Raw genomic sequence first — 14,336 nt, 5'->3', positions numbered from 1 at the left:
AGGTTGAAACCCGGCTATGCTCGCCGTCCTATGACGACGAGTTGCAGCAGACGGGGCCCGATCGCGGTCAATCCGACGGGACCGGCCAGCGCGCCGACCGGCGCGGGTCCGCGATGAGCCTCGGCGTATCCTCCTTCTTCGCGCTGGCGCTCGTGCTGCTGATGTTCGCGGTGGCAGCGTTCGTCGAACGCAAGCCCGATGGCATCGATCGCCCCCGACTGCGACGCCATGCCTATACGCTGGCGCTGGGGGTCTATTGCACCAGTTGGACCTTTTACGGCGCGGTCGGCAGCGCGGTGCGCGATGGGTGGAGCTATCTGCCGATCTATGCCGCGCCGATCCTGTTGCTGCTCGCTGCGCCGCGCCTGTTGCGCCGACTTGCCGATGCCGTGGCGGAAGAGCGCGCGACGACGGTTTCCGACTTTATCGCGGCGCGGTTCGGCCACGACATCGTGGTCGCGCGGCTGGTGACGATGATCGCGCTGTGCGGCACGATCCCTTACATCGCGCTGCAGCTGCGCTCGATCGGCGCCGCGCTGTCGATCGTGTCGGGCGCGGATGTCAGTACCCAGACGATGCTGATCGCCGCCCCGGTGCTGGCGGTGTTCGCCGCGCTGTTCGGCGCGCGCAAGTTCGAGCTGGCCGGGCGCAGCGAGGGGCTGCTCTACGCAATCGCGCTGGAATCGGTGATCAAGCTGATCGCGCTGGTGCTGGTCGCGGGCATCGCGGTCGCGGTCATCGTCAACGCCGATGCGGCGTCGCTCAATCGCGGCCTTGAAGGGTTCCAGCAGAGTTTCCGCGCCGATCGCATCTCGCTGGAGGTCGCGGTCATCTTCCTGATCGCGATGCCCGCAATCCTCGTCCTGCCACGCCAATTCTATATGGGCCTGGTCGAGGCGCGCCGGCCCGACGATTTCGTCCGCGCCCGCTTCGGGTTCGCTTCCTATCTCGCGATCATGGCGCTGGTCGTCGTGCCGATCGCACTGGCCGGAATCATCCTGCTCGACCCCGGCATCTCCGCCGATCTCTTCGTGCTGGAGCTGCCCGCCGCGCGCGGTCAGGCGCTGATCCTGACGGCGGCGTTGCTGGGCGGCGTGAGTGCAGCCGCGTCGATGGCGATCGTCGATTCGACCGCGCTGGCGACGATGGTGTCGAACGACCTGCTGTTTCCGACCTTGATCCGCCGCCGCGGCCTCGATTCCGCCGGGGAGTCCGGCGCGATGGGCCAGCGGATGCTGTCGCTGCGCCGCCTTACCATCCTTGCGATCATGGCGCTCGGCCTCGGCTGGGCGCTGCTCGTATCGTCGCAGGATTCGCTCGCGTCGATCGGCCTGATCGCCTTTGCGGCGATGGCGCAGTTCGTGCCGCACCTGCTGCTCGCCGCGACCGGCAAGGGCCGCGATCCGCTGGCGGCCCGCGCGAGCCTGACCATCGGCTTCCTGCTGTGGCTCTATACGCTGGCGTTGCCCCCGGTCCTGCCCGCCAGCTGGATCGCCGCGCTGTCGGGCGGGCCGGCCGACCCGGTCAATCTGCTCGGCATTGGCGCCGCCTCCCCGCTCACCCATGGCGTGATCTGGAGCATCGGCGCCAATCTGATCGTGTTTGCCGCGATCGCGGCGCGCGGGATCGGCGCGCCGCAGCTGCCGCGTCTGTTCGGCGCCGAGCGATCGATCAGCAACCAGCGCGACCTCGTCCTGCTGACCGGCAGCTTCGTCGGGCATGAGCGCGCCGAACGCGCGTTCGAGGACGTCGATCCGCTCGCGCCGGTGGATCGCCGCACCGCCAGCCGTGCGCGCGCGCTGATCGCGCAGGTCGTCGGATCGTCCTCCGCCCGCGCGCTGGTCGCGTCCGCACTCGCCGGAAACCGGCTCAGCCTGCAGGATGTCGCCCGCCTGCTGGATGAGGGCGGCGCGAGCCTGCAATTTTCCCGCAAGCTGCTCGCATCGACGTTCGAGAATATCGATTCAGGGATCAGCGTCGTTGACGCCGAACTGAACCTCGTAGCGTGGAACAGCCGCTATCTGGAGCTGTTCGACTATCCGCCGGAGCTGGTTCATGTCGGTGCCCCGATCGCCGACCTGATCCGCCACAATGCCCGGCACGGCGATTTCGGACCCGGCGAGATCGAATATCATGTCGAAAAGCGCCTTGGCCATTTGCGCTATGGCCAGCCGCACAGCTTCGAGCGGCGCCGCCACGATGGCAAGACGATCAAGACTGTCGGCGGGCCGATGCCCGGCGGCGGCTATGTCATGTCGTTCACCGACATCAGCGAGGAAGCGCGGATGCGCGCCGAGCTGCGCACCACGCTGGAAGAACTGGAGCGCCGGGTCGAGCAACGCACGAGCGAACTGAGCGAAGTCAACCGCCGCCTCGCGCTGGCCGACCGCGACAAGACGCGCTTCCTGGCAGCAGCCAGCCACGATCTGCTGCAACCGCTCCACGCCGCGCGCCTGTTCACCGGCGCGCTCGCCCGCGATGCCGCACCCACCCAACAGACGCTGGTCGCACAGGTCGAAAATTCGCTCGTCGCGGCGGAGGATCTGCTGCGCTCGCTGCTCGACATCAGCCGGCTGGATGCGGGCGGCGTGACGCCGGAGCCGGTCGCGATCGCGCTTGCACCGTTCCTCGCCGATCTGGTCGACAGTTTCCGACCGACCGCCGCAGCGCAGGGCCTGAAGCTGCGCGCTACCGCGCTGCGCGGCACCGTCCAGTGCGATGCCGGGCTGCTCCGTTCGGTGCTGCAGAACATCATCGCCAACGCGCTGCGCTACACGCAGGCGGGCGGCGTCGTGGTGGGAGTCCGGCGACGCGGCAGCCACTGGCGCATCGATGTCGCCGATAGCGGCGTGGGAATCGACGCCGCGCAGATCCCGCTGATCTTCAATGAATTCGCCCGATTGGGCGCGGTGGAGGTCGAGGGGCTCGGGCTCGGCCTGGCGCTGGTGCGGCGGATCGTCCCGCTGCTCGGCGGCGACATTGCGGTCCGCTCGCAGCCGGGACGCGGCAGCTGCTTCAGCCTGACCCTGCCCGCGCAAGACGCCGCCCCTGACGCGCCCGCCCAGCCGGCTCCCATGACGCAGGGAGTTGAGCGCGCGCTCACGGTTCTGGTCGTCGATGACGATGCGCGGATCGTCACGGCGAGCCTCGCGTTGCTCGACGCGCTCGGCCATCGCGGCGTCGGCGCAGAGACGATCGGCGACGCCCTGCACCATGTCGACCGGATCGATGCGGCGCTGGTCGATTATCAACTCGCGGGCGGAGAAACCGGCGTGACGCTGATCGCCCGGCTGCGCGCCGCGCGAGCAGACCTGCCAATCCTGCTGGTCACGGCAGAGACGACGCCGGAGGTGCGCGCACAGGCCGGAGCGCTGGGGGTCGAGATGCTCACCAAACCGGCCACGCCCGCCGCGATCGATGCCTTCCTGCGCCGCGCTTCAGCCCTGCGAGTCGATCCCCAGTGACCGCGCGACCAGCGCCGCCTGGGTGCGCGTGCGCACATCCAGCTTGCGCATGATCGCGGTCATGTGAACCTTCACCGTCGCCTCGCTGATGTCGAGGCGGTGCGCGATCTGTTTGTTCAACTGTCCGTCGAGCACAGCAAGCAGCACCTTGAGCTGCATCGGCGTGAAGCCCGCGACGGTCTTGCGCACCTGATCCATCGGCTGGTCGGCCGGCGGCTGCTCCAGCGGCGCATCATGGTTGAGCGCGCGCGCAATCGCCTGTTCGATCGTGCCGAGGTCGCAGCCCTTGTGCAGGAACCCGACCGCGCCGAACGCCCGCGCCTCGGCCGCTGCCTCCGTACCTGCGCTGGAGACGACCAGGATCGGTACCTTGGGGCATTCGGCGTGCAGCAAGGCGATCCCGGAATAGCCGACCGCGCCGGGCATCTTGAGGTCGAGCAGGATCAGCCGCAAATCCTGCGCCGATGCGGCGGCGGCAGCGGCGGTCGCCAGCGTGCCGGCCTCGATCATGCGCGCACCCGGGATGATCCGCTCAACCGCCAGCCGCAGCGCCTGACGGAACAGCGGATGATCGTCCGCGATAAGAACCGACCCGCTCAAGCCGCGCGCTTCCGGCCCGTCGCGCGGGCTTCCGGCTTTGAAAATACCGGCTGCGCCGCTGGCGTCATGCGTCCCTCCGTCCCCATCGACCCGATCGACGATCCATACTCTACCGAATCGCCGGAGTCATGCTGAACGGGGATGAGATCGCGGCAGGTCATGCACTTACGACTATGGTCGCAATCGCGCGGGAATGTAAGTTGTCCTACAATCCAGCTTGCCTCATGTCGCCAGCGACGCATAGAAGGCGCATCGATCGGGAGGGCGAACAGGCCAATGGCTCAGATGGATCACGGACGGATCGCCAGCGCGATGATCGCCCCGCGCACCTGCCCGCCCCAATCGCCCGAACCGCATTCAACAGATTGAACGAACAGGCGACGTGCCGCGGGTCGCAAAACCATAATCGCGGATGACACCGGTATCAGATCGGCTCAGACACTTAGGGGAGTGACAGCATGAAGAAATTGGCTCTTGCGATCAGGGTCGCGGCGCTCGGTTCAACCGCGCTGATGCCGACGGCCTATGCGCAACAGACCGAAGCCACGCCTGCCGACGAACCCGAGCAGGAAGAGGAAGTGGTCGTCACCGGCATCCGGGCGTCGCTCGAAAACGCGCTCGATATCCGCCGCAAGGCCGACGTGATCCTCGATGGCATTTCCGCCGACGATATCGGCAGCACCCCCGACCTCAACCTCGGCGAAGCGCTGCAGCGCATTCCCGGCGTCCAGATCAACCGCTCCGCCGACCGGCGCGACGCGTCGATCAGCGTGCGCGGCCTGCCCAGCCAGTACACCAAGACCACGGTGATGGGGCAGAGCATCGCGACGCCGACCTTCGGTACGCGCGGCAATGGCAATCCGTTCGGCATCTTCGACGCGGCGATCTTCAGCGGCGCGGACGTGATCAAGTCGTTCACCGCCGAAATTCCGGCGGGCGGTCTTGCCTCGAACGTCGACCTGCGCCTGCGCTCCGCCTTGTCGCGCAAGGAGGGGTTCGTCGCCCGCGCCGAGCTGCAATATGAAGAGACGACCGAGGACGCCAACCCCGGTTACTTCCTGTCGGCAGTCAAGCGCATCACGCCCAATTTCGGGGTGTACGCCACCGGCTCCTACGCGAGGCAGAGCTTTCGCCGCGATACGATCCGGGTCAATTCCTACACCTCGTTCACTCAGGCGCGTCTCAATCAGCTCGCGCTGACCAATCCCGCCTTCGCAATCCCCGCGACCGACGCCAGCGGCGTGGCGAACGACGTCGTGTTCCCGTCGGAAGTGCGCCAGATTTCGCAGACCAACCAGGGCTATCGCCTGTCGGGCGGCGCGGGCATGGAGTGGGAGATTTCCGACACGCTGAAGGCGCGCGTCGACGGTATCTACACCCGCCGCGACCTGTCCGACGCCAATCTCGACCTGCTGATCGCCTTCCCGCAGGACGCGACCGGCATCGTCACCCCGCTATCGGCCCCGGTCGCGCTCGGCACGTTCGATCGCGGCTCCAACGGGTCGCTCGAGAATGTCTATGTCGTCAACAACATCGCCGCGAGCGACTTTGCGATCCCGATCGGCAACCGCAACTTCCCCTCGATCGACCAGAGCTGGGCGATCTACCCGCAGGTCAATTTCCGCAACGATGACTGGGCGGTCGATTTCGTCGGCACCTGGTCAAAGGCGGTCGGCGACAAGCGCGAGTTCCTGTACGAACAGCGCATCCAGCCCAATACCGGCCGCGCCGACGTCAATGGCGACGGGATCGATGATGCGGGCAACGGAGCCTATGCGATCATCAACACCGGGCTCGGCAATTACGGCGACTTCCTGTTCGACTTGACCGTGCCGAGCGCCCTGCTCAATGTCGGTAACGGCACCTATGCGGTCAGCGCCGGCAATGCGATCCAGGCGCGCAACTCGACCCGCCCGCAGAACGTCGTGTTCACCGCGAGTGGCAATGGCGTGCGGGTGCAGCGCGACATGCTCGCTGCCGACTTCAAGGTCGAGCGCTTCGTCGAGTTCGGCCCGTTCACCAGCGTGAAGGTCGGCGCCTATTATCAGCAGGAGACTGCGGACCAGACGTTCCAGGAAAACGCCAATATCGGCACGCAGCTCAACAACCTGACCAACAACATCTTCCGCCTGAACGACGCCGTCACCTCGGGCGGCACCTTCTTCGGCGGCGGTGCGCCGGGGGCCGAGTTCGGCAATTTCTACTCGCTCAACATCCGCAACATCGAAGCGGCGATCTACCCGGTCATCAGCACGGTCCCGCCGGGCGTCACCTTCTCGCCGACCGCGGCCCAGCTGGCCGCATTCTTCCCCGAACTGACCCCGGCCGCGCGCAGCCGGGTCACCTATGCCAACATCCTCGCGCTCGCCCCGCGCAACTCGCTGACCGGGTTCATCCAGCGCTTCCCGCTCAACCGGGTCGAGGGGCAGAACTTCAACTCAACACGCGACAATCTTGAACTGTTCGCGATGACCAAGTTCGATCTGGAGCAGTGGAAGGGGCTGCCGGTGCGCGGCAATATCGGCATGCGCTATGTCCGATCGAACCTGTCGGGCGTGACCCGCGATCAGGCGCTCGATTTCTACACCGCGCTCGGCTTTACCCAGGCCGATTTCCGGCCGGGCTATTTCCTCCAGCCCGAACCCGCGACGGGCAAGTACAGCGCGTGGCTGCCCTCGGCCAACCTCGTCTATGAAATCACGCCCAAGCTGGTGGCGCGCGCGGCCTATTACGAGACGTTCGAGGCGTTCGATCTGGTCGAATTCAGCCCGGCGCCGACCCGCATCCTCGAGGACGTCGATCCCGAGGCCGGCGACACGGTCAGCGCAGTGCGGATCGACGTCAACCGCTTCGGGCTTCAGCCGCGCAGCTCGCGTGCGTTCGACCTCGGCGTGTCGTGGTACAACCGCCCGGGCAGCGTGATCGCGCTTGGCTATTTCAACAAGCGCGTGACCAACGACATCCTCACCCTCAACAATTTCTGCCCTGCCGGACAGAGCTTCACGATCGAGGGGCAGACCTTCGGTCCGCTGTTCATCGACGGATCGGGCCGGTGCCGGATCAATCAGGGCAACCCGATCGAAACCGCGAACCAGCGCATCACGATCAACCAGATCGTGAACAACCCCGACGCGATCACCGTCAATGGCCTGGAATTCCAGATCCAGCAGCGCTTCGACTTCCTGCCCGGCTTCCTCGCCAACACCGGCGGCGTGTTCAACTATACCCGCGTCCGCTCGGGCGGCGCCAATGGCACCAAACTCTACAATGTCGCCAACGATACCTATAACATCATCGGCTATTATGAGGATCGGGTCGTCCAGCTGCGCATGGCGTACAACCATGCCTCGGAGATCGAACTGGCGGGCGGGTCGACCTTCACCGGCAGTGCCAGCCGCGTGCGGCCGCGCGGACAGCTCGACTTTTCGGGCGCGCTCAAGCCGAGCAAATGGCTCGAACTGCGGCTGGAAGTGTACAACATCACCAATTCGCGGCGCGAGGAATATGAAGGCGACCCGCGCCTCAACCGCGTCGCCGATTTCGACGGCCGCACGGGTGCGCTCAGCGTGACGGTGAAGTTCTGATGCGGGGGGCGATCCGCGCGGTTCTGGCCGGGGGGCTGCTGCTTGCGACACTCCCCGCTGCCCACGCCGCGACCCCGGCACTGGCGCAGTGCAAGGGCACGGAAGGCTATCTCGCCAGCGGGCAGCGCACCTTTCTATGGCGTCCCGAATGGCTGGCGGCCCAGCGCGCCGCGGTCGCCAACGACGCGGCATTGCGCCAGCGGCTAATCCGGGGCGCAGACGCGGCGCTGCGCCGTGGTCCGTACAGCGTCACCGACAAGCCGCGTGCAGCGGGCAGCGGTGACAAGCGCGATTATCTGTCGATCGGCCCCTATTGGTGGCCCGACGCGTCGAAGCCCGACGGCGAACCCTATCGCCGCCGCGACGGCGAGGTGAACCCGGAGCGCAATGGCGACCGGTTCGACGTCCAGCGGCTCGGCGCGTTCAGCCGCGACGTCGAAACGCTCGCGCTGGCGTGGCACGCGACCGGCGACGCGCGCTATGCCGAACATGCCGCCAAGCTGCTGCGCGCCTGGTTCGTCACCCCCGCAACGCGGATGAACCCCAATCTCGACTATGCGCAGGCGGTGCCGGGCGTCTCGGCCGGGCGTCCGGACGGGATCGTCGAAGCGACGCGCCTCGTTCCGGTGGTCGAGGCGATCGGCGTGCTCGGCACCAGCAAGGCAATCACCGCGGAGGACCAGCGCGCGATCGAAGGCTGGTTCGGCGACTTCGCCACTTGGCTGGCGACCAGCCCCAATGGCAAGGGGCAGCGCGCGGCGAAGAACAATCACGGCGTCTATTACGACATGCTGCTCGGCCAGTTCGCGCTGTTCGCGCGGATGGAGAGCGTGACCCAGCGGCTGGCGCAGGATTTCCTGACCCGCCGCCTCGGCCCCCAGATCGACGCCGCCGGTACCCTGCCCGCCGAAACCGCCCGGACGCGCAGCTGGCATTACTCCGCCTTCGCACTGCGCGCCGGGGTGCAGATGGCGATGCTGGGTGAATGCGTCGGCGTCGACCTGTGGCAGGGCGATGCGAAGGCGAATCCTTTGCGGCGAGGGGTGGACTATATTGCCGGCTATCGCGCGCGGCTCGACGCCTGGCCGTTCAAGGATATCGACCTTGCCGATCCCGGCCGCCGCGCGCGGGCGCTGGCGGAGAGCGATACGATGCTGACCCTCGCGACCTGGGGCTTCCGCGATCCGCGCCTCGCCCCGCCAGAGGTGCCAGCGGCCGATTCCGGCTGGCTGATCCCCTATCCGCGCTGAACGAACGAGAGTGACGATGACCCGAACCGCCCTGATCGCACTCGCGCTGACCACCACGCCGGCGCTGGCCGGGCCGCTCACCGTCGCGCCGCATCTTTCGAGCCATATGGTGCTGCAACAGGGCAAGCCCGCGCAGTTCCGGGGCGGTGGCGCACAGGCGGGGGAGGAGGTCAGCGTCAGCTTTGGCACCGCCACCGCGCGCGCACGCGCCGACGCACAGGGCGACTGGCAAGTCACCCTGCCCGCCCTACCGCGCGGCCTGAGCGGGGCAGTCACGATCCGCGCGGCGAGCGGCGGGTCGCTGCAGCTGGACGATGTCGTCACCGGCGATGTTTGGCTGTGCTCGGGCCAGTCGAACATGGACCTGCCGGTATCGGGCAGCGCAAACCCCGACCGCACCGCGCGTGAGAGTGCGGGGCTGCCGATCCGGTTGCTCAAGCTCAAGCGCACCGCCGAGGCAAAGCCCATCCGCGATATCGTGCCGGAACTCGCCTGGTCGCGCGCCGCGCCCGACAATCTCGGCGGCTTTTCCGCCGCCTGCTGGCACATGGCGCGCGAAATCCTGCGCCACGATCCAAAGACCCCGCTCGGCCTGATCCACGCCGCCTGGGGCGGATCGACAATCGAGGACTGGATGTCGCCCACAGCTTTGCGCACCGCCGGGGCATCGCCCGAGCAACTCACGTGGCTCGACCGCTATGCCACGGACCCGGCGGCGGCGCTTGCTGCCGCAGTGGACGCGACCGATCGCTGGGCCGAACAGGTCGATCCCGGCTCGACCGGAGCCGCATGGGCCGCGCCGGGCCTGGATGACAGCGGCTGGGAGCAGATCGCGGTGCCCGGCCAGTGGGAGCGGTCGGGCATCGATGGCCTTGGCGGCTATGACGGGATCATGTGGTTCCGCACCCGCATCGCGCTGACGGCGGGCGACCTTGGCGATGGCAAGGACGTCATGCTCCAGCTCGGCCGGATCGACGAGCGCGATCGGGTATGGATCAACGGCGTGCCGGTGGGCGCGCAACTCGTCGCCGCCGAACAGCGCAGCTATCGCATCCCGGCTGGCGTCCTGCGCGCGGGTGACAACAGCATCGCCGTGCGGGTGATCGACGAAATGGGCGGCGGCGGGTTCAGCAGCCCGGCCGACGCGCTCGCGCTGGTGCTGCCGGGCGGCACCCGCAAGCCGCTGGCCGGTTCGTGGCGCTATCGCCGTGGTACCGCCGACAGCGCGTGGAAGGCAGCGCCGCCCGCGGTCCCGTGGAGCATGCCGCGCGGCCTGACGATGGCGTGGAACGGCATGATCGCGCCGCTCGCGGGCACCGGACTGCGCGGCGTCGCCTGGTATCAGGGTGAATCGAACTCAAGCCGGGCGGCAGCCTATGCCGGCGCGTTGCGGGCGTGGCGGTCATCATGGCGCGCACATTTCGCCGATCCCGCGCTGCCGGTGGTGGTCGTCCAGCTGCCCGGCTATGGCCCGCGCAGCATCCGCCCCGTCGATGCCCCATGGGCGCAGCTGCGGGAGGCACAGCGCATCGTCGCCAACGAAGACCCCGGCACCGGGCTGGCGGTCGCGATCGACCTCGGCGTCGTCACCGACATCCACCCCGCGCACAAGGACGTCATCGGCGAACGTATGGGTCAGGAGGCGCTGCGCGTCGCTTATGGCATCGCCCGCCCCACTGCACCCGAGCCGCTCAAGGCAAGCCGCACCGACGACGGCATCGCCATCACCCTGCGCTCCGCCGAAGGCCTCGCGGTCAGCGGTGCGCTGGAGCCAGTCGGGTTCGAGCTGTGCGACGCGACCGGCGCGTGCCGCTTTGCGCGCGCAACCGTACGCGGCCAGTCGGTGCTGGTCCTCGACGATGGTCGCCCGGCGAACGAAGTCCGCTACGCCTGGCAGGGCAGCCCCGCGATCAACCTCTATGCGCGCTCCGGCCTCCCGCTAGTGCCGTTCCGCATCGCGATCGACTGAAGGCCTCCCCTCCCCGCGATCTACCTGTATTTCTACGGGCATCGCATACGCGACTTTGCGGCTAGGATCGCGTGCATGCAAAGGGGGAGCATGTCGAGAGCGCTGATCATCGAGGACGACGACGCACTGCGCGAAGAGCTGGTCGACCTGCTGGAGACCTGGGGCTTCGAAGCGGTCAGCGTTGCAACCGGCGACGCGGCACGCGCGGCGGGCGATGGCCCGTACGCGGTGGTCCTGTGCGACTATAAGCTGCGGACCGAAAACGGCCTGGATGTCCTGCGATCGCTGAAGCTGCGCGGGTGCGGCGACGCACCGACACCGCGCGTCTACCTGATGACCGGTCACCTCGATCTGACTGCGGCCGCGCGCGACGAGATCGCCACCCTTAGCCTGGGGCTGCTGCTCAAGCCGCTGTCGGCGGGGGCGCTGCGTGCCATCGTGATCGGGGAAACCGCGTGATTGCGGGATTGCGCCAGGTCAACATCCCCGCAGTCTCCAGCCTGACAGCAGCAGCCGGCTGGATCGTCGCACTCGCGGTGGCGGTGTGGCTGTCGAGCAGCCGGTTCGTGCTGGCGCCCGGATTCGAATTTTATCTCGGCCCGCTCTTCTACCTCGTCGCCTATCGCTGGTTCGGCGTCCGCTGGGGACTGATCACAGCGGTGCTCACGATGGCGCCGTCGATCTGGTGGTGGGGGCATCCGGTATCGGTGTTTCTCGCCGTCGGGCATGTGCTGGCGGTCGCGCATTTTCGTCCGCGCCAGTTCAGTTTTTCGACCATCACCTTCTTCTACCAGCTGACCATCGGTACCGCCGTCGCCGGGGGGCTGGTCTATTGGCATTTCAATGCGCCGATCGAGGTGACCTCGGTCGTGCTGCTGCGCAAGATCCTGTGCGAAGTCACGCTGGCCGGAATCGCCGACATCGTCACGCTGCTGATCGTACGCGACGGCAGCGACTGCCGGCTGCGCCGCGCGCAGGTCATCTCGCTTCAGCTTTCGCTCGACGCACTGGTGTCAGTCGCGGTGTCCGGCGCGGCCACGTTGTTCCTGATCGGCACCCTCACCAATTTCGGCAATCGGCTGAGCATTCTTGAAGATCAGATCCGCGGCGTGGTCGAAGAGCTGCGGGTAAATGCGCCCACTGAGCGGTTGCCCGCCACCATCCGCGTTGCCGGGTCGGAGGCCCCGCTTTCGCTGATCGCGGTACCGACCGCCGAACTTGCCGCCGGCGCGCAACGGCTGGGCTGTTCGCGAACCGACCGCGGCATCGGCGGACCGGACGATCGCAATACCTTCACCTTCTGGATGCGCGCATGCGTTGTCGCAGACACCCGGGGTGGCGTGAGTATTCTGGTGGCGACCCGCCCGCTGGTGCTGGAAATCTTCCGCACGATCCTGACCGGGTTGTTGCCGTTGATGGCCTATCTGTTGCTGGCGGAGGTCGTGCTGTTCGGGTTCCGCCGCTCGCTTTCCCGGTCGATGCGCCTGTGGGACGATGCCGTGCAGGATTTTGCGGGCCGGCGGCGGATCGAGACGGTCGATGCGCCCTTCCTCGAATCCACCGCAGTGTTGAAGATGCTGCGCACCGCGACCGACGAATATCTCGACGCCGATCAGGAACGCGAGCGGCTCGCCCGCACGGTGGACGAACTGCGCAATGCGATCGACCTGCGGCTGATGAGCGGGCTGCGCATCGGCGACGATGCGCTGCATTATCTGGAGCTGACCCCGGGCGCCGGTGCGCGCGACGTCACCTTACCGTTCAACCCGGCCGATCGCGGCGCGCTGACCTCGCTGCGCGGCACCCACGACATCATGGCCGAGTTCCGCGTCGCGGATTCAGAGGCGCAGAACTGGTTCCTGCTGCTCGCGCATGATTATGACGCGGTGGCATGCGAATGGCGCTTCGGCTGCCTCATCCGGCTGCGCGCATCCGAAGCGATGCAGACCAAGATGCTGCACAATGCGCGGCTGATCGAACTGGGCGGCATGGCCTCCGCGCTCAGCCACGAATTGCGCCAGCCGCTGTTCACCATCTCGCTCGCTGCGGAGAATGGCGCGGCGATGCTGCAGCGCGATCCCCCCGCCTATGACCGGGCGAAGCAGAAATATGTCCGCATCCTCGAACAGGTCGCACGCGCATCGGCGATCATCGAGCGGACGTCGACCTATGCCCGCGAGGAGCGCGGCGACCGTGAGCCGACCGATCTGGTGCAGGCGATCCACGACGCTGCGCGCTTCATGCGCCCGGTGCTGCACGAACGCGGGATCGAACTGCGCATCGTCGCGAACAGTGCGATCGCCCCGTTGATGCTGCCACGGATCGGGATCGAACAGATCATCGTCAACGCCCTGCAAAACGCGGCGGATTCGATCGAGCAGGCGCGGGGCACGGGAGCGGTCGCAACTTCGATCCGGATCGAGATCGCCAAGCGCGACGACCATGTCGAAATCGCGATCCGCGACGATGGCGCCGGCCTGTCCGATTCGCTCGCCGAATCCCCGTTCGACGCGTTCAGCACCTCCAAACCTGCGGGCAAGGGAACCGGCCTTGGCCTGTTCATCTGCCGCCAGATCGTCGACGAGATCGGCGGGCGGATCGCGCTGTCCGGCAATGCGCCCGGGCCGGGCGCGACCTTGACGCTGACGTTCCCGCTTTCCTCACCATGGAGCCTTAAATGACCGCCGACGCGACGCTTGAGGACAAGGACCCGATCTACCTCGTCGATGACGATACCGACCTGCGCAACGAGCTGGCCGACGCGCTGGAGGATGCCGGGCATGTCGTCAGCGGGTTTGCCAGCGGCGAGGCGTTTCTGGCGGTCGAGGCCGAGCTGCCCGCCGGCTGTGTCGTGCTCGACCTGACCATGCCCGGCATGAGCGGGATGGAGGTCCACACGGCGCTGACCGATCGCAAGAGCGACCATGTCGTGGTCATGCTGACCGGCACCGGCAGCATCGCGACCGCCGTCTCTGCGCTGCGCACCGGCGCCATCGACTTTGTCGAAAAGCCCGCCCAGCTCGATATGCTGAAGTCCAGCATCGAAACCGCGCGTGTCCGCCGGATCGCCGCCGCCGCGACCAATGAGCGGCTGACGGCGGCGCGCGCGCGGTTCGCCGGCTGCACCCCGCGCGAACTCGACGTGCTGCACGGCATGGTGCTGGGGCTGTCGGCGAAGATGACCGCGCGCCGGCTCGACCTGTCGTTCCGGACGGTCGAAAGCTACCGCGCGAACTTGATGACCAAACTCGGCGTCCGCTCGCTCGCCGAAGTCGTGCGCATGGCGATTGAGGCGAAGCTCGAACCCGAAGGCGCGATCCTCACCGACTAACGCCTGCCCCCGCAACTTGGTTAACGCACGTTCCCGTAATGCTACGGCGCGTAATTCTCCGACATGCGCGCCACCGGCAGAAGGTCTAGTTCCGTCGCTGCGCCACCCGATCTCTGTCGGGCCGCAGGACAGACCATC

Annotated in this window: 8 protein-coding genes; 7 read left to right on the top strand and 1 reads right to left on the bottom strand. The window is 67.3% G+C overall.

Annotated elements, in window-relative coordinates:
- Positions 1-41 precede the first annotated feature (41 nt).
- Positions 42-3,464, top strand: a complete 3,423-nt coding sequence (locus tag K9B35_RS07600; protein WP_318245961.1) for a PAS-domain containing protein — start codon at positions 42-44, stop codon at positions 3,462-3,464.
- Here the strand turns inward: K9B35_RS07600 and K9B35_RS07595 are convergent.
- The gene (locus K9B35_RS07595; protein WP_224921231.1) at positions 3,438-4,064 is read right to left on the bottom strand and encodes a response regulator transcription factor; all 627 of its coding nucleotides are present in this window, start codon (positions 4,062-4,064) and stop codon (positions 3,438-3,440) included. The two genes, K9B35_RS07600 and K9B35_RS07595, sit on opposite strands and share 27 nt — an antisense overlap.
- A gap of 458 nt (positions 4,065-4,522) precedes the next feature.
- Here K9B35_RS07595 and K9B35_RS07590 point away from each other — a divergent pair, with 458 nt between their 5' ends.
- The 6 genes from K9B35_RS07590 (at position 4,523) to K9B35_RS07565 (ending at position 14,198) form a co-directional block, all read left to right on the top strand.
- Positions 4,523-7,648: a TonB-dependent receptor gene (locus tag K9B35_RS07590; RefSeq protein ID WP_224921230.1), complete on the top strand. Its 3,126-nt coding sequence runs from the start codon at positions 4,523-4,525 to the stop codon at positions 7,646-7,648.
- Entirely contained in the window at positions 7,648-8,898 is a 1,251-nt protein-coding gene (locus K9B35_RS07585; RefSeq protein ID WP_224921229.1) for an alginate lyase family protein, read from the top strand. The genes K9B35_RS07590 and K9B35_RS07585 overlap by 1 nt, the downstream gene beginning before the upstream one ends.
- A gap of 16 nt (positions 8,899-8,914) precedes the next feature.
- Positions 8,915-10,867, top strand: a complete 1,953-nt coding sequence (locus K9B35_RS07580; RefSeq protein WP_224921228.1) for a sialate O-acetylesterase — start codon at positions 8,915-8,917, stop codon at positions 10,865-10,867.
- A 90-nt stretch (positions 10,868-10,957) separates the two neighbouring features.
- The gene (locus tag K9B35_RS07575; protein WP_224921227.1) at positions 10,958-11,326 is read left to right on the top strand and encodes a response regulator; all 369 of its coding nucleotides are present in this window, start codon (positions 10,958-10,960) and stop codon (positions 11,324-11,326) included.
- Positions 11,323-13,548 carry a sensor histidine kinase gene (locus K9B35_RS20285; protein ID WP_224921226.1) on the top strand — a complete coding sequence of 742 codons (2,226 nt, stop codon included), beginning with the start codon at positions 11,323-11,325 and terminating at the stop codon, positions 13,546-13,548. The genes K9B35_RS07575 and K9B35_RS20285 overlap by 4 nt, the downstream gene beginning before the upstream one ends.
- Positions 13,545-14,198: a response regulator transcription factor gene (locus K9B35_RS07565; protein ID WP_224921225.1), complete on the top strand. Its 654-nt coding sequence runs from the start codon at positions 13,545-13,547 to the stop codon at positions 14,196-14,198. The genes K9B35_RS20285 and K9B35_RS07565 overlap by 4 nt, the downstream gene beginning before the upstream one ends.
- Positions 14,199-14,336 lie beyond the last annotated feature (138 nt).

This window comes from Sphingomonas sp. R647, assembly GCF_020177055.1.
GTDB lineage: Bacteria > Pseudomonadota > Alphaproteobacteria > Sphingomonadales > Sphingomonadaceae > Sphingomonas.
The sequence above is the reverse complement of the archived record's forward strand: the minus strand, read 5'-3'. Positions and strand labels throughout refer to the sequence as shown.